Below are 16,161 nucleotides of genomic sequence, written 5' to 3' on the forward strand. Positions count from 1 at the left end.
AGTTTGGAAGTTGAATAAGTCCAGATTGAGGGAGACGTGCAGTGCAGATCCACGTCTCCGAGACGATTTTCTTCATCGACCGGGAAAGCGGGCTGGGCCTGCAGGCACAACTTCGTGAAACGGTGGCTTCGGCCGTCGTCGCCGGCCGCATCCAGCCGGGCGCGCAGCTTCCCTCGACGCGCCGGCTCGCCGCCTATCTCAACATCTCGCGCATCACCGTCACGCTTGCCTATCAAGAACTTCTCTCGCAGGGCTACGTGGAGGCGGTGGACCGCAGCGCCTACCGTATCGCCCGCAATCCGCCGGGCCGGCGCCTGGAGGGCGACCGCCCCTCCTCCAGCGCCAAGCCGGTGGACTGGGACAGCAAGGTGGCGATGGACTTCTCCGTGGTCCGCCAGGTGGGAAAGCCGCTCGACTGGCGGCGCTATCCCTATCCGTTCCTCTACGGCCAGCTCGACCCCTCGCTCTTCGACCTCAACGCCTGGCGCGACTGCGCGCGGCGGGCGCTCGCCCGCGAGGACTTCATCCTGATGGCGAGCGACTTTGCCGCGGCCGACGACGTGCGGCTCGTCAACTACATCTGCTCGCGCACGCTGCCCCGGCGCGGCATCCACGCCACGCCGGACGAAATCCTCGTCACCGTCGGCGCGCAGAACGCGCTGTGGATCGCCACGCGGCTGATCCTCGAAAACGGCTCCAGCGCCGTCTGCGAGAACCCGTGCCACCCCGATATCAGCGCCTCGCTCCTGCTGAGCGGAGCCAAGGTCACGGCTCTGGACGTGGATGCGGAGGGCCTGCCGCCGGACAGTCTGCCGGACGATGTCGACGTGGTCGTCGTCACGCCCAGCCACCATTCTCCGACCGGCGCAACCATGCCGATCGACCGCCGCGTCCGGCTGCTGCAGGCGGCGACGGAGCGAGATTTCGTCATCGTGGAGGATGACTACGAATTCGAGATCAGCTTCCTCGCCCCGCCCTCCCCGGCCCTCAAGGCTTTCGATACGACAGGCCGGGTCCTCTATATCGGCAGTTTCTCCAAGTCGCTATTTCCCGGCCTGCGGCTCGGCTATCTCGTCGCACCCGCGCCGTTCATCCGCAAGGCGCGCGCGCTGCGCTCGCTGATGCTGCGCCATCCGCCCGGCCACCTGCAGCGCACGGCTGCCTATTTCCTCGCGCTCGGCCACTACGACGCCGTACTGCATCGCATGCGCACCGAATATCACGCGCGCCATATCGTCATGGCCGAGGCTTTCCAGCGGGAGGGCCTGACGGTCGCAGGCGCCTCCGCCTTCGGCGGCACCTCATTCTGGATGAAGGGCCCCGAATGGCTGGATGCAGACCGGCTGGTCGAGATTCTGCGGCAGAAAGGCGTGCTCGTCGAGTCCGGGTCGTCCTTCTTCCCGAAAAGCGACGCCCCTTGCCGCTTCTTCCGCATGGGCTATTCCTCCATACCGAAGAGCAACATTGCCGAGGGCGTCGCACGCGTGCGCGCCGCCCTGGATACCTTCTCCCAGCGACCGGGAGGCGAGACCGCATAATCAAGCCCGGCTTCTATTAGAGCCGCACTGCTTGGAATCGGCATACCGCCCCCCGCTCTGACAGGCCTGCTTGACCTTTCAGGGACTTACCGCATCATCGCGGACACATTGCCGCCGTCGACCGTGATGACGGCACCGGTGGAAGCGCGCGCCGTGGTAAGATGAAGGACCGCATTGGCGACGTCGACCGCGGTGACTTCGCGCCGAAGCAGGTTGCCACGCATATAGGCCTCGGGGGTGACGCCGCGCGCCCGCGCGCGCTCCTCGACCATGGCATCGGTCATAAGCCGCGTTCTGATCCGGTCGGGATTGACGGCATTGACCGTGATCCCGTCCGCGGCATGCTCCAGTGCATACTGGCGCATCAGCGCCATCAGGGCCGCCTTGGGGGTGCCGTAAGGGCCAAAGTCTGCCCCCGGATTAACGGCCTGCTTGCTGACATTGAAGATGATCGAACCGCCGGTCTTCTGCTTGCGCATCACCTTGACGGCTTCGCGGGCAATATAATGATGGCTCCAGAAATTGAGCTCGAACGCAGCCTTGAACATGTTATCCTCGACGTCGAGGAGCGCGCCCTGGAATGCCGCCCCGGCATTGGAAACCAGAATATCAATACCGCCATAGGTCTCGGCAACCTTGGCGATCGCGCTGGCCGCCGCTTTCTCGTCCGTCAGATCACAGGAAACGGCAAGTCCGCCGAGACGCCTGGCTTCGTCCTCTGCACGCTTGACGTCGACATCGACCAGGACGACTTCGGCCCCCTGCGCCCGAAGGACTTCCGCGACCGCGAGACCGAGGCCACCGGCACCGCCGGTAACGACAGCGACCTGACGCGTCAGCGGCTTCTCGATCTGTTTGGTGAGCTTCACCTGCTCCAGCGACCAATATTCGATATCGAAGAGGTCCTCTTCGGAGAGTGCCTCGAACGTATCGATACCCTCCGCGCCGCGGATAACCTCGATGGTGGCTTCGGCGACGTCGGCGCATATGCGCGCCGCCTTCTGGGTCGGGCCGGCGGCAAACAGGCCGACACCCTCGATATAGAAGACCCGCGGCATCGGATCGAGCATCGTCTTCTCGCCGCCGCAGCGGAGATTGTTACGTTCGAAATAGGCTTTGTAGTCGGAGACATAAGAGGCCACCGCATCGGCCACCTTTTCGCTCCAAGCCGCAAGGTCCTGCTCCAGCGGCGCCGGAAGCGCGATGCCGAAGCGTTTGATGTGGATGACATGCTCGGGCGTCGCATTCCCGCGCCGCACGAGATCGGCGACATTGGGAGCGCCGCAGAAGTCCAGGATACGGTCATTGACGCGGTGCTCGATGATGAAGCGGCGGAAGCGTCCCTCTTCCTGCCCCGGCAAGGCAAGCGCACCGCGCAGGATCGGCGCGATCGCGGCAACGGATGCTAGCGGCTCCGCCTTCGCAACGAAGCGGCCAAACGGCGAGGCCTCACCCTCGGCAATGCGTTTTTCTGCCCGGTCTATGGCGGCAATCATGTTCTCGTAGGCTTCGCGCGGATCATCGGACCATGTGAAGATACCGTGCTTCAACAGAATCATACCCGGTGCGTCGGGCCGCCTGGAAAACGCGTCGAGGCAGGCTTTCGAAAGGTCGAAGCCCGGCATCACATAGGGCACGACGATCATTTCCGGGAACAGTTCCCGGATAATCGCCTCGCCGTTCGGCTGGTTGGTCAGGGCGACGATCGCATTGGCGTGTGTGTGGTCGACATGCTTGAACGGCAGGATGGCGTGAAGGATCGCCTCTACCGACGGATTCGGCGCAGCGGGATCGAGCAGAAGGCGGCGCTGGAGCATAACCATGTCGTCATCGCTCAGCGTCTCGTATTCGACCATCGCCTTCAGCGGCGCAAGGCGAAGCGCGGGAAGGCCGGCGGGCTCGATCTTGCCCATGTCCCACCCGCTACCCTTGACGCAAAGTGCCTCGACCGGCGTACCATCATGGTCGATCAGCGTCGTCTTCACAGACGTATTGCCGCCACCGTGCAGCACCAGTTGCGGCACTGAGCCGAGCAGGCGCGTCGTGTAGGTGCGGATTGCAACATCACGGTTCACACCTGCCTGCTCATAGGCGCCAACCACCGCGTCAAACTCCGCTTGCGACCATTTCGACTGCATAAGAACTCCTTTGCGCATGGCATGCGCGCCCTATCGCGGGGCAAGGCCGCAACCGCGCCATCCCCAAATCACACTCGAATTACAATTGCCATTATATACTGACATTAGTCAATACGTTACGTCGCATGGTTGATCGAAGCCGCAATTCGTGTCAGTCAATCGCGGAGACTTCACTGGAAACGCTTCATGAAACGGGACGACCTCGCGCCGACTGCGCAACCAACTCCGGCGGAATTCGAAGACGCAGTCGTGTGGGCGACATGGCTCTACTACGAGGATCAGCTCACCCAGAACGAGATCGCGAAGCTTCTCGGCGTCTCGCGCGCGACCATCGTCAATTACCTCCAGGATGCACGCAAACGCGGGATCGTCCGCATCCTGATGAATGCGGAAATCGCCACCCGCACGGACATTTCCCGCAGGCTCGCGGAGAAATACGGCCTGGAGCAGGTCATGGTGCTTCCGGGCCAGAACGACGACAATCAGGCCGCGCTGCTCAAGGCGCTCGGCGCAGGCGGCGCCCGCCTGATCGAGCGCATGACGAAGCCCGGCGATACGATCTGCGTTTCCTGGGGACAGACGGTTCTCGCCATTGCTGAAGCACTGGACCTGCCGCGTCCGCTCGATGGGCTGAGCGTGGTGCAGGTGACCGGCGCCTCGACCGGCAACAAGGCGTTCTCCGCTGAATTCTGCACCGCCATCATGGCGCGCAATCTTGGGGCCGTCAGCGTCAACATGGTCGCGCCGGCTGTATTGAGCTCGGCAGGACTGCGGGATGCGCTGATGGCCGAACCGGTGCTGCGCCGCCAGTTCGACAGGATCAGCCAGGCCGATCTGATCGTCTTCGGCGTCGGCGCGCTCGGGCCTGACAGCACGATGCGCATCGCCGATGTTACCGACAATGCCGAGATCGACGAATATGCCGCAGAGGGCGCGGTCGCCGTGCTCATCTGCCGGTTCCTCGACAGTGCGGGCCGGCAGATCGTCCGCGACTTCGACAGCCGGGTCATCGGTATCGAGCTGAACGAACTGCGCAGGCTGCCGAGACGGCTGTGCGTGGCCGGCGGCGCCAACAAGACGGATGCCATCCGCGCCGTGCTCAAGGGCGGCTACGCCACGCATCTCGTCACCGACATGGCGACTGCCGAACAACTGCTTCAGGGCTAGGGCGGCGACAAGCGCCGCCCCATGCTCCTTTATCAGGCAGCCTTGCGCGGCGCGCTGTTCATGAAGGCCAGCGTTTCCTCGAACGAGCGAATGCCCGCGTCCGACCCCAGGCCGGTGGCCACAAGGGCCGCGCTCGCCTGCGCGAAATTCAGTGCGGTGGTCAGGTCCATCTTGTGATGAAGCGCCGTGATATAGCCGGCATCGAACGCGTCGCCGCATCCGGTCGTGTCGACCACCTGGATTTCGAAAGCCCGCTCGCGCACGACCGAGCCCGAGGCATCCATGAAGCAGACGCCGTCCTCCCCGAGCGTGAAGACGCAGTGCTTCACGCCGCGGTCAAGAAAGAACCGCCCTGCACTTTCGACATCGCCGGCACCGGAAATCTGCTTGGCCTCCTCGATGGAGGGCATGAAGTAATCGATATACGGGAACAGCGGCTCGATGAGGCCGAGCGTACCGTCATTGGCGCCCAGCAGATCGAAAGTCGTGATGCGGCCCCGCTCCTTGGCGGCGGCCAGCAGCTTGCGGCTCGGCTCGCCGTCGAGTTTCGCCAGAAGACCCGTGCCACCGAGATGTACGATGGGGGCTGCAAGCACCGCGTCGAGGTGGTCGGCGGGAACGTCGAAATGGTCGGAGGCTCCACGCGCATGGAGTGCGGGACGATCGCCGTTGCGGCGGATATTCAAGATGGTCGCCGAGGTCGCCACCCCCTTGAGGCGTTGCATCTGCGCGGTGTCGACGCCGAAACGCTGTAAGGTGGCCAGAACAAAATCAGCTTTTTCGTCGTCGCCGACGGCGCCGACCGCCAGGCAACTGAGCCCGAGCTTTGCCAGGTCGACGACGGTTCCCCCTGCCGTGCCGGCAACCGTCAGACGGATCTCGTCGATGAACTCGACATTGCCGCCCTCCGGTATCGCATCGACCGGCCGGCCGAGCACGTCCAGAATGTAAAGCCCGACGACAGAAACATCATGAGCCACGAAACCCTCCCATTTTTGAATGCGTTCACCCGCGGTTGCGCAGCGTGAAGATGGTGCCGGCGATCAGGATGAACAGGCCGACGATAAAGAGCTGCAACGTGCTGGGAATTCCAACGAAGATCAGAACGTTGCTGACAAGAGTGATGAGGAGCACGCCGAGAAGCGTCCCGATCACCGAGCCGGATCCCCCCGTAATACGCGCGCCGCCGAGCACGACGGCTGCGATGATCTCCAGCTCCATACCCGCAAGATCGAAAGGGTTTGCCAGCCGGTTGCTCGCCACATGGACGACGCCGGCGATACCGGCGAGCAGCCCCGCATAGGCGAAGACAAAGACGCGCACGGTGAATAGCTTGATGCCAAGCCGCTCAGCGATCTGCGGGTTGCCGCCTGCCGCGAAGATGGCACGGCCCATCAAGGTCCGCTCGAGGATGAACCACGTCACGAACGCGGCGACAGCCAAAACCAGCACCGTTGCCGGCAGCGCCGAGGCGACGCCGCTCGGCGAGATATGTGTGTAAAGCGACGCCTTGCCCAGGCCGTCCATCGCGGCTGGAATGTTCATGAATAGCGCGGTGCCGACGAATGTCAGCAGGAAGCTGCGATAGACATATTGCGTGCCGATCGTCACGATGAGCGAGGGTGCGCTGAGCTTGTGCACCAGAAGGCCATTCACCGCGCCGAGCGCGGCGCCGCCGGCAGCCGCGATGACGAGGATGGCCACGAGCGGCATATCCGGCACAACATTAATGACGAGCATCGTCAGCGCATACATGACGAACGCGGCAATGGCGGTGAAGGAAACATCGATGCCGCCGGCTGCGAGAACCACGAGGACGCCCATTGCAAACAACCCGCGCACGACGGAGGCCCGCAGGATGTCCACCAGATTGCTCATCTGCAGGAAATCGGGGTTGGCGATGATGACGACGAGGCACGTCGCCACCACGAGCAGGAGCGTGAACAATTCCGGGCGCGCACCCAGAATATCCCACAGCCGCCGACCGAGGCCCCGCTGCTGATCGCTCGCACCGGATACGGAAATCGCGTCGCTCATCAGATGTTTTCCTTCGTATGTCCGGCCATGGCGCGGTAGATGCTGTCCTCGCTGAGGGACACGGCGCTGTCATCGGAGATGATCCGGCCTTGACGCATGATGAGGATGCGGTCGCAGTTCTGCAACAATTCGGGCAGGTCGTCGCTGATGATGATGACCGACATGCCACCATCGGCGAGCCGCTGGATGATGCGGAAGATGGTATCCTTCGATCCAACATCCACACCGACCGTCGGGCCGTGCAAGATCAGAAGCCGCGGATTGATCGTCAGCCAGCGGCCGATGAGAACGCGCTGCTGGTTACCGCCGGAAAGGGACTGGACCGGCGCGGAGACATCCGGCGCGACGATCTGAAGGTCGCGTACGCTTTCCTCGGCGGTGCGTCGCGCCCTGCTGGCGCTGATGATGCCGAAGGCATTCTTCAGACGGCCCAGGATCGGGAGGGTGATGTTGTCCTGTATCGGCTTTTCCAGGAACAGACCTTCGGTCAGCCGGTCTTCCGGCACATAACCGATGCCGTGACCGATCGCATCGGCCGCCGACTGCGGCGCAATCGCCTTGCCGTCCAGCCGGATTGTACCATGGGAGGCGGGGGAGACCCCCGCCAGAGCGAGTGCGAGCTCGTTCCGGCCGGAATCGAGCAGGCCCGTAATACCGAGAATTTCGCCGCGGCGAACATCGAAGCTCACATCCTTGAAGACCCCGCCCTTGGAAAGCCCCTCGACCTTAAGCAGCACATCACCCGGTTTCGGATTCGTGCGGTAACGCGTTTCACTGATTTCGCGTCCCGTCATCCAATGGCTGAACTCGGCCTTGCTGTGCGTGGCGACGTCGAGCTCCGTCACCTTCACGCCATCGCGCATGATGACGGCCCGCCCGCCGATCTGCTTGCACTCGTCAAGCTTGTGCGTGACGAAGAGCACGGCGACGCCACGCTCCTGAAGGCGCGCGACGACCTTGATCAGGTTCTCGACTTCCTGCCGGGTAAGCGAGGTCGTCGGCTCATCCATGATGACGAGCCGCGCATCGGACGCGATGGCGCGCGCGATGGCGACAAGCTGGCGGGTGGCAAGCGGAAGCGTATCCGTGCGACGGGTCAGGAAGCCCCGGTCCGTCGGCAGATGAACCTCCGCGAGCGCCCGGCGCGCCGTAGCGTGCAGCGCCACGAGATCAAGGCGCCGCGCAAGGCGTCCCGAGGACGCCACAAGCTGCTCCGTAAAGGCGACGTTTTCGGCGACGGAGAGATTGGGCAACAGGGAGAGGTCCTGATAGACCGTCTCGATGCCCGCGCCCAGAGCGCCAATGGCGCCGAGATCCCCGGCAACCACGCCGGTCGGCTGGCCGTCTATCAGGACCTCCCCCTCGTCGGCTGTCTGCGCTCCCGAAAGAATCTTGATCAGCGTGCTCTTGCCGCAGCCGTTCTCTCCCATCAGGTGGTAGATCTTGCCGGCTTCGATGATCAGGCTGACCTCCTTGAGGGCGCGTACGCCGCCAAAGGACTTCCTGACGTTCCTGATCTCGAGGAAGGGCGGTTTTTCGGCCGGTGCTGATGGCGTGACGGCATTCATCGAGAAATCCTGAACGGCTTTGACACTGGAAGGCGTGGACAGACGGGCGCGCCGGCACACAGGCCGCCGCGCCCGCAGACGATCTTAGAACGGATAGTTCTTGTAGTTGGACTTATCGGCATCAACCCAGGCCTGGCCCTGGATGATGATGCCCTTGCCGGGGCCCTTGGTGACCGTCATCTTGTTGTAGCCGGCCACGCCGAGATCCATGCCGTCCTTGATTTCCTCGCCCTTCAGAACCAGGTCGGCGACCTTGTTCATGACATAGCCGGCATCCTTCGGATCCCAGAAGAAGATCTGATCGACAGCACCGGTTTCGAGATACGGACCGGTGTCCTTCGGCAGGCCGAGACCGTAGACGCAGGTCTTGTCCTGCAGGCCGGCTTCCTCGACGGCACGGCCGATGCCGATGACGTCGATGGCGGACGAACCCTGGAAGCCCTTGATGTCCGGATACTTGCGCAGGATTTCCTTCGCCTTTTCATAGGCGCGATTGGCGTCGTTGAAGGATTCGTTCTTCTCGGCAACCAGCTCCATGTCCGGGTACTGCTTGGCATTCTCCGCGCCGGCATCGACCCACTGGTTGTGCGTGAGGCTGCCGAGCGAGCCGACGAAGCTCGACCACTTGCCGGATTTGCCCATGCATTCGGCAAGCTTTTCATTGATGCGCGCGCCGAAAGCCTTGTTGTCGAAGGCCTCGATGTCGACGTCGGTGTTCACGAGGCTGTCGCCTTCATGGGTGATGACCTTGATGCCGCGCTGGGAGGCACGGCGCAGAACGCCTTCAAGCGCCGACGGATCCATCGGAACGACGGCGATCGCCGAAACGTTCTTGGCGACCAGGTCCTCGATAATGCGGGTCTGCTGTGCGGCGTCGGCCTTCGCCGGGCCGATCTGGCTGGCATCGACGCCCGCATTGTCCTTGCCATAGGCATCGACGCCCTCGTTCATGCGGATGAACCAGTTTTCACCGGTCACCTTCACCACCGTCACGATGGACGGCTTGTCTTCAGCATGCGCCGCGCCGATTGCCATGAGGCCTGCCAGAACGGTGCCCGCTGCGAGTTTCGAAATCATGCTCATACGTCTCCTCCGTTTAATTGAGCAAATTAACGTCTCCCCTCCCCGTCTCGCCGATAGCAGATGCGGTTGTGGGATTTGGTATCGCGATCGCCCTTGGGAGCGGTCGCCATCGGGAACCGGCTAGCGTCCCGGCTTGAGCCAGATGCCGAGATTGATGCGTGCCGATGCGAGAAGCATGAGCAGCAGCAACCCCCAGGCCAGATCCCGGAAAAAGTTCGAGATGTTCATGAAGTTGAACAGGCTGGAGAGAATTTGCAGGGCGGTCGACGCCAGCAGCACGCAAATGACCTTGCCGTGACCGCCTTCGGGCCTCACGCCGCCGAGAACAGCGATCAGGATGGCGATCAATACATAGGAGCTGCCGTAGTCCCATTTCACCGACGACGTGCGCGCAGCGATAATGATGCCGGCGACCGAAGCCAGCACGCCGCAGATCGTGTAGGTGGCGAGCAGCATGCGCCGCTCATTGATGCCGCCATAGCGCGCCGCTTTCGCATTGCTGCCGAGCAGCATGAGCTGCACGCCGAAACGAGTATAGGCGAGGCTGAAGGCAAGGGCCGCAGCAACGACCAGAAACAGCGCGAAACAAAGCGGGACACCAAAGACTGGCAAATTGCCGAAGTCATCGAGCGGCTCGATATAGCCCATGCCGACGGCCGAGCCGTTGGTGAGATAGATTGCAAGCCCCGTGAACAGAAGCTGCGTACCCAGCGTGGCGATAAGCGGGGTCAGGCGCGCATACGCGATTATCAAGCCATTGAGAAAACCACCGGCAAGCCCGATCACAAGCGCAAGCCCGGCGAAAGTCCAGGAAAAGAGCAGCGGGTCGTCGGCCACCGGCACAAGCGTCTTGGCGACACCGAACGCCACGATCCCGGCAAGATTGGCAAGCGCGATGCCGGAGAGATCGATACCACCGTTTCCGGAGATCATTGCCAGCATTACACCAAGCGCAAGAAGGCCAAGTTCGGGAACCTGCGCCGCCATCGACTGCAGATTATAGCTGTCGAGGAAGCCGCGCCCGGCCAGGATGGCACCCGCAATCAGGGCAAGACCATTGATGGCTGCCAGAAAAAGTGTCTGCCGATCCAGTCGCAAATTCACCATCGATCCTCCTCCATGACCGTCCCGCCCGACTTGCAACACCACCAGGGCGTTCCTCGTGCTTGGGCGGCCACCACGATATGACATTTGTCAGAGACTGTTAGCGCTTGTCAATAGAGCCGACAACACCGCCACCGAATATCCTCCGAGACCATCCAGAAAGGCTGGAAAACAAGCCTTTCCGGAAGAAGGCGCCCCTCATGCCTTTCTCACCACAAAACGTCGACAATTACATATGACAACTCAATTCCATCATATGTCACATTCTAATGTTGACATTTGTCTAACACTTTATGTTATTTGTAAACCTGAAATCAGAAAGTTTCGCCAGGCGCCAACGGAGGACACAGGTCGCCATGTCGATCGAGGACAATCCCACACGGCCGTTTCGGCGCGCTAGCCGCACCACACCATGCCAACCCGTCCGGCGACGCCCGGCGGGCGTCCATCACGGAATTCACCGGTGGCGGGCATGAAAAGAGAATGCGCCGCGCCATCGGGCGCGCGTTCAAGGGTCGCAGATATTCGAGTTTCACTGGCTCGCAAAATTCAAGGAGTTCCCATGCAGCGTTTCATCAACGATCCTGATCTGGTGGTGGAGGATACCGTCAAAGGCTTCGTCAAGGCGCATGCCGACATTGTACGCCTTGCGGAAAACCCGCGCGTCGTCGTCGCCAAGGATGCCCCCTTTGCCGGCAAGGTCGGCGTGGTGACTGGCGGCGGCTCCGGCCATGAACCGGCCTTCATCGGCTACACCGGCAAGAACATGCTGGATGCCGTCGCCATCGGCGAACTCTTCTCCTCTCCGACCGCGAAAAGCTTCCACGACGCCATCCGCGAGGCCAATGGCGGCAAGGGCGTCGTCGTGCTCTATGGCAACTATGCCGGCGACAACATGAACGTGAAGATGGCCACGAAGCTCGCTGCCAAGGACGGGATCGAGGTCGCGACCGTGGTCGCCAATGACGACGTCTGCTCCGCCCCGCCGCAGGAGCGCGAAAAGCGCCGCGGCGTCGCCGGCGAGATCTTCATGTGGAAGATGGGCGGCGCCAAGGCGGCAACCGGCGCAAGCCTCGAAGAAGTCCGCGCCACCGCGCAGAAGGCGATAGACAATTGCCGTTCGATCGGCGTCGGCCTCGGTCCCTGCACGCTGCCGGCCGTCGGCCATCCGAATTTCCAGATCGAGCCGGGAACGATGGAGGTCGGCATCGGCCATCACGGCGAGCCAGGCGTGCGCGTCGAAAAGCTGAAGACGGCCGAAGAGGTCGCCAGGGACATGGTGAAGATCGTGCTCGACGATCACAACCTGCCCGAGGGCGCCGAGGTCGCCGTGCTCGTCTCGGGCCTGGGCGCGACGCCGCTCAACGAACTCTACATCCTCAACGACACGATCGAGAGCGAGATTTCGGCCCGTGGCCTGAAAATCCGCAAGACCTGGATCGGCAACTATTTCACTTCGCTGGAAATGGTCGGCGCCACGTTGACTGTCATGGCGCTCGACGACGAACTGAAGACGCTGCTCGAGGTCGAGACGCGTTGCACGATCATTCTGTAACGGAGGAAGACACATGCAGACTTTCGACAATGCTTCCTCTGGCGCCATCGTGCTGTCGATGGCCGAGCGGATCGTCGAGAACCGCGCCTATCTCAGCGAAATCGACGGCAAGATCGGCGACGGCGACCATGGTGTGAACATGGCGAAGGGTTTCGCCATGGCCGCCGAGCGCCTGAAAGGCAAGAACGCCTCGCTCGCCCAGTCCCTCGACACGCTCGGCACCGTGCTGATGACGGAGATCGGCGGCTCGATGGGGCCGCTCTACGGCGTCATGTTCACGGAATTCGCCGAAACCATCGAAGGCGTCGAGAAGATCGACGCGCCAGCCTACAGCAGGATGCTGCATGCCGGCCTGGCGGGCATCCAATCGATCGGTTCGGCCAAGGTGGGCGACAAGACGCTGCTCGACACGCTCGTTCCCGCTGTGGAGGCCTTCGACACGGCCACGGCGACGGAAAAGCCCTTCGGCGATGCACTGGAAGCCCTCACCGCAGCGGCGGAAACCGGCCGCGACTCGACCATAAATCTCGTGGCGAAAATCGGCCGTGCCAGCCGCCTTGGCGAACGCTCGCTCGGCGTGCTCGATGCGGGGGCCACCTCCTGCGCCATCATCCTCAAGGAATTGTCCGACGGCGCGCGCGCCCGACTTGCCTGAGACGGCGTAAAAGTTCCTCCCAGGATGCGCGGCCTGTCCTTCGTGAGAGGTCGCGCACCGCTTTTTTGCCAAGGCATGTTGCAAACCGGCGGCGTTGCTTTCATGGTCGCCGCCTGATGGAGGACCGGCGAGACCGATGGCATCGAAGACTTCCGCACCGCGCAAGGGCGGCCCTGGCCGGGGCAACGGGCCGGAAGGTATCGACATGATCCCGCTGCGCTACGGCGACGATCCCTATGTCTGGGCCTGCTGGCTCTATTATGAAGACGGCATGACGCAGGGCGAGATCGCCGAGGCGATGGGCGTCTCTCGCGCCACCGTCAACAGCTATCTCGCCGACGCCCGCGAGAAGGGCATCGTCAACGTCTCGATCGAACCCGCCCGCCTCGCCTCGCTCACCATCGCGCAGGAACTCAAGCGCCATTTCGGCCTCGCCGACTGTCTCGTCGTGCCGAACAGCGACGATTCCCGCCCGCTGATCGGTCGCCTGGGGGCCGCCGGCGCACAGGCGCTGTCCAGGATCATCAAGTCCGGCGACACGCTCGCCGTGGCCTGGGGGCGCACGATCCTCTCCGTCGGCGAGCACCTCGAAATGGGCGCGTTACAGGACGTCACCGTCGTGCAGGCAACCGGCGGCACCACCGCGAGCTTCGCCTATACGCCGGAGTTGACAGCCGCCGCCGTCGCCCGGGCGATTTCCGCGCGCTGCGTCAACATCACCGCACCCGCCATCGTCGCCTCCGCCCAGATGCACGACATGCTGCTGGCCGAACCGTTGATCCGCGAACAGTTCGACACGCTCGCCCGCGCCAACCGCATCGTCTTCGGCATCTCGTCGCTGCGCCCCAATTCGACGATCCATACCAGCGGCTTCTTCGAATCCGTGCCGCTGCAGCACTATCTCGCCAAGGGCGCCGCCGGCGTCCTCGCCGGCCGCTTCATCGATGAGCGGGGCCGTCCCGTCGCCGGCCCCCTCGACGACCGCACCATCGGCATCTCGCTCGAAATGCTGCGCGGCATCGGCACGCGCGTCGCCGTGGCCGGCGGCTTCGACAAGGTCCCGGCCCTGCTTGCGGCGCTGCGCGGCGGCTATGCCAATATCCTGGTGACGGATGCGGCGACGGGCGCCGGTATTCTGCGCGCCGATGGCGTCACCAGCCTCGACGGCAAGCCCTCACAGCGCCAGAGAAGTATGCCGGTCGCCAAGAGCTACCGCACCCATGTCAAAAAGTTCCTCAACAACCCCAACGACGTGGTCGAGGAGATGCTGGACGGCCTGATCGCCGCGCACAGGCCCTATCTCCAGCCGATCGGCGCTTCGCGCCGCGCGCTCGTCGCACGCGACGGCCCACGCCCCGGCAAGGTCGGCCTCGTCATCGGCGGCGGCACGGGGCACGAACCCTGCTTCGTCGGCTATGTCGGCAAGGGGCTTGCGGATGCAGTAGCGCTTGGCAACATCTTCTCCTCTCCGCCACCGGACCCGATTGTCAAATGCGCCTTGGCCGCGTCGGGAGGCGCAGGCGTGCTCTTTGTCTACGGCAACTATGCCGGCGACGTGATGAATTTCGAAATGGCCGCCGAGCTGGCCGAGGAACAGGGCATCCCGATCCGCACCGTGCTGACGACGGACGACATCGCCTCCTCACCCGTCGAGGACAAGGAGGGGCGTCGCGGCGTTGCCGGCAATTTCTTCGTCTTCAAGGTGGCAGGCGCGGCCTGCGACATGGGCATGACGCTCGATGAGTGCGAGGCCGTTACGCGCAAGGCGAACGACCGCACCTATACCGTCGGCGTCGCGCTCGAATCCTGCTCCATGCCTCAAACGCGGCGGCATAACTTCGAGATCGGTCCCGACGACATGGAATTCGGCATGGGGATCCATGGCGAGCCCGGCGTGCTACGCGAGCGCGTACGCACCGCCGACGAGATCGTCGACACGGTCATGGACAACATCTTCAAGGAGATGAAGGCCGAGCCCGGCGACAGGGTGGCGGTCTTGGTCAACTCCTTCGGCGCAACGCCGCTGATGGAGCTCTACATCCTCTATCGAAGAGTGGAGCAGCGGCTTGCTGCCAAGAATATCGCAATCGAGGCGAGCTGGGTGGGGCACTACTGCACATCGCTCGATATGGTGGGCGCTTCCATTTCGATTCTGCATCTCGAGCGCCAGTTGACCGAACTGCTGCACCATCCGTGCCGGACGGCAATCCTGACCATCGGTGCGTCTGACGTGAACGGAGCGGCAAAAGGCTGAGGCGGCCGGCGCCAAAGGGGAGAAAGACATGTCGGAAACTGCGGCACGCACTCTCGCCCGGATGTTCGAACGGATGTCCGAGGTGATCGAAGCGGAAAAGGACCATCTTTCCGAACTCGACGGCGCCGTCGGCGACGGAGACCACGGCATTACCATGTCGATCGGCTTCAAGGCAGTGACATCGGCCTTGGCCGGACTCGATCTTGACGAGGCAAGCCTTTCCGACGTGATGTCGACGGCCGCCAGCGGCTTCCTCGACGCGGTCGGCGCCTCCACCGGCCCGCTTTACGCAACGGGCTTCCGCCGTGCAGCGCGGGTGCTTACGGGCCGCGACCGGCTCGACCTTGCCGCCTGCCGCGACATGCTGACCGCAATCGCCGAAGGCATACGCGAGCGCGGCAAGGCGCAACGCGGCGACAAGACCATGCTCGACGTCTGGCTACCGGCCGCCGAGGCCGCAACAGCGGCAGTGGCCCACAATCTTTCGAAGCAGGATTTCTGGAAGGCCGTGGAGACCGCCGCCGAAAATGGCGCTGCGGCGACCGCCACAATGATCGCAACCAAGGGCCGCGCCGCCCGCCTGCGCGAACGCTCGCTCGGCCACCCCGACCCCGGCGCAGCATCCGCGGCTCTGCTGATCAAAACGATCGCAAGCCTTCAGTTCTAACGGAATGCTTCCTGGCCGATGAATCTAGCCTTTCGGCCGCGACCTCTCCCGAAAAAAGATAAATATTTTCAACTAGTTGTAGATATTTCACAGCCAGTCGTTTGAATAAACCAGAGTTGTAAATGCCCTGCTTTCAAGTTTTGAGATAGAAGGCCCTTATGAGCGGGCGTAGTTTCGGCGACGAGTTCAAGCGCGACACGGTGCGTCAAATTCCCGAGCGAGGCTACCCGGTTGCGGAGATGCTCAACGCCTTGATCTGCCACTGATGGCACGCCGGTCATCCACCCGGGGGCGGTTGGCTCTTTGGCAGATGCGGCTCCAATGCAGCCCGGATTTCGTCTGAGCGAAAGAACAGACCGCGCCTGGCTCCCTCCAAAACCCAAGATCCACTCCGA

At 63.0% G+C, this 16,161-nt stretch carries 12 protein-coding genes; 6 read left to right on the forward strand and 6 right to left on the reverse strand.

Translation table 11 applies throughout. The features are described from left to right. Positions 1 to 41 precede the first annotated feature (41 nt). Entirely contained in the window at positions 42 to 1,538 is a 1,497-nt protein-coding gene (gene pdxR, locus K8M09_RS13015; protein ID WP_229341875.1) for a MocR-like pyridoxine biosynthesis transcription factor PdxR, read from the forward strand. An 86-nt stretch (positions 1,539 to 1,624) separates the two neighbouring features. On the opposite strand, the gene K8M09_RS13020 is transcribed toward pdxR, so the two are convergent. Further along, the gene (locus K8M09_RS13020) at positions 1,625 to 3,676 is read right to left on the reverse strand and encodes a bifunctional aldolase/short-chain dehydrogenase (protein WP_160786382.1); all 2,052 of its coding nucleotides are present in this window, start codon (positions 3,674 to 3,676) and stop codon (positions 1,625 to 1,627) included. Between the two features lie 186 nt (positions 3,677 to 3,862). On the opposite strand from K8M09_RS13020, the gene K8M09_RS13025 reads away from it, so the two are divergent. Beyond that, positions 3,863 to 4,843: a sugar-binding transcriptional regulator gene (locus tag K8M09_RS13025; protein WP_160786383.1), complete on the forward strand. Its 981-nt coding sequence runs from the start codon at positions 3,863 to 3,865 to the stop codon at positions 4,841 to 4,843. Between the two features lie 32 nt (positions 4,844 to 4,875). Here the strand turns inward: K8M09_RS13025 and K8M09_RS13030 are convergent, their stop codons facing one another. The 5 genes from K8M09_RS13030 to K8M09_RS13050 form a co-directional block, all read right to left on the reverse strand. Continuing rightward, the gene (locus tag K8M09_RS13030) at positions 4,876 to 5,823 is read right to left on the reverse strand and encodes a carbohydrate kinase family protein (protein ID WP_160786384.1); all 948 of its coding nucleotides are present in this window, start codon (positions 5,821 to 5,823) and stop codon (positions 4,876 to 4,878) included. A gap of 25 nt (positions 5,824 to 5,848) precedes the next feature. Further along, on the reverse strand, positions 5,849 to 6,880 hold the full coding sequence (locus K8M09_RS13035; RefSeq protein ID WP_160786385.1) for an ABC transporter permease: 1,032 nt from the start codon (positions 6,878 to 6,880) through the stop codon (positions 5,849 to 5,851). After that, positions 6,880 to 8,448 (reverse strand): sugar ABC transporter ATP-binding protein, encoded by a 1,569-nt coding sequence (locus K8M09_RS13040; RefSeq protein WP_160786386.1) that lies wholly within the window; start codon positions 8,446 to 8,448, stop codon positions 6,880 to 6,882. Before K8M09_RS13040 ends, K8M09_RS13035 begins: the two co-directional genes overlap by 1 nt. 84 nt (positions 8,449 to 8,532) lie before the next feature. Continuing rightward, positions 8,533 to 9,531: an autoinducer 2 ABC transporter substrate-binding protein gene (locus tag K8M09_RS13045; RefSeq protein WP_160786387.1), complete on the reverse strand. Its 999-nt coding sequence runs from the start codon at positions 9,529 to 9,531 to the stop codon at positions 8,533 to 8,535. A gap of 120 nt (positions 9,532 to 9,651) precedes the next feature. After that, positions 9,652 to 10,638 (reverse strand): ABC transporter permease, encoded by a 987-nt coding sequence (locus tag K8M09_RS13050; protein ID WP_160786388.1) that lies wholly within the window; start codon positions 10,636 to 10,638, stop codon positions 9,652 to 9,654. Between the two features lie 559 nt (positions 10,639 to 11,197). Between K8M09_RS13050 and K8M09_RS13055 the strand changes: the two genes are divergently transcribed. From K8M09_RS13055 to dhaL (K8M09_RS13070), 4 genes are all read left to right on the forward strand, one after another. Further along, the gene (locus tag K8M09_RS13055; protein ID WP_160786389.1) at positions 11,198 to 12,190 is read left to right on the forward strand and encodes a dihydroxyacetone kinase subunit DhaK; all 993 of its coding nucleotides are present in this window, start codon (positions 11,198 to 11,200) and stop codon (positions 12,188 to 12,190) included. Positions 12,191 to 12,203: 13 nt separating this feature from the next. Next, positions 12,204 to 12,845, forward strand: a complete 642-nt coding sequence (dhaL, locus tag K8M09_RS13060; protein WP_160786390.1) for a dihydroxyacetone kinase subunit DhaL — start codon at positions 12,204 to 12,206, stop codon at positions 12,843 to 12,845. Positions 12,846 to 12,981: 136 nt separating this feature from the next. Beyond that, the gene (locus K8M09_RS13065; protein ID WP_160786391.1) at positions 12,982 to 15,099 is read left to right on the forward strand and encodes a bifunctional sugar-binding transcriptional regulator/dihydroxyacetone kinase subunit DhaK; all 2,118 of its coding nucleotides are present in this window, start codon (positions 12,982 to 12,984) and stop codon (positions 15,097 to 15,099) included. Between the two features lie 28 nt (positions 15,100 to 15,127). Next, complete coding sequence (dhaL, locus tag K8M09_RS13070) at positions 15,128 to 15,766, forward strand: dihydroxyacetone kinase subunit DhaL (protein WP_160786392.1); 639 nt, start codon at positions 15,128 to 15,130, stop codon at positions 15,764 to 15,766. Positions 15,767 to 16,161 lie beyond the last annotated feature (395 nt).

Origin of the sequence: Shinella zoogloeoides (assembly GCF_020883495.1) — a bacterium.
GTDB classification, from domain to species: Bacteria; Pseudomonadota; Alphaproteobacteria; order Rhizobiales; family Rhizobiaceae; genus Shinella; species Shinella zoogloeoides.

Excerpts from the sequence above, each read along its gene's own strand:
- K8M09_RS13020 (WP_160786382.1), bottom strand. The coding sequence starts at position 3,676 with ATGCAGTCGAAATGGTCGCAAGCGGAGTTTGACGCGGTGGTTGGCGCC.
- K8M09_RS13025 (WP_160786383.1), top strand. The coding sequence starts at position 3,863 with ATGAAACGGGACGACCTCGCGCCGACTGCGCAACCAACTCCGGCGGAA.
- K8M09_RS13035 (WP_160786385.1), bottom strand. The coding sequence starts at position 6,880 with ATGAGCGACGCGATTTCCGTATCCGGTGCGAGCGATCAGCAGCGGGGC.
- K8M09_RS13040 (WP_160786386.1), bottom strand. The coding sequence starts at position 8,448 with ATGAATGCCGTCACGCCATCAGCACCGGCCGAAAAACCGCCCTTCCTC.
- K8M09_RS13045 (WP_160786387.1), bottom strand. The coding sequence starts at position 9,531 with ATGAGCATGATTTCGAAACTCGCAGCGGGCACCGTTCTGGCAGGCCTC.
- K8M09_RS13050 (WP_160786388.1), bottom strand. The coding sequence starts at position 10,638 with ATGGTGAATTTGCGACTGGATCGGCAGACACTTTTTCTGGCAGCCATC.
- K8M09_RS13055 (WP_160786389.1), top strand. The coding sequence starts at position 11,198 with ATGCAGCGTTTCATCAACGATCCTGATCTGGTGGTGGAGGATACCGTC.
- dhaL (WP_160786390.1), top strand. The coding sequence starts at position 12,204 with ATGCAGACTTTCGACAATGCTTCCTCTGGCGCCATCGTGCTGTCGATG.
- K8M09_RS13065 (WP_160786391.1), top strand. The coding sequence starts at position 12,982 with ATGGCATCGAAGACTTCCGCACCGCGCAAGGGCGGCCCTGGCCGGGGC.
- dhaL (WP_160786392.1), top strand. The coding sequence starts at position 15,128 with ATGTCGGAAACTGCGGCACGCACTCTCGCCCGGATGTTCGAACGGATG.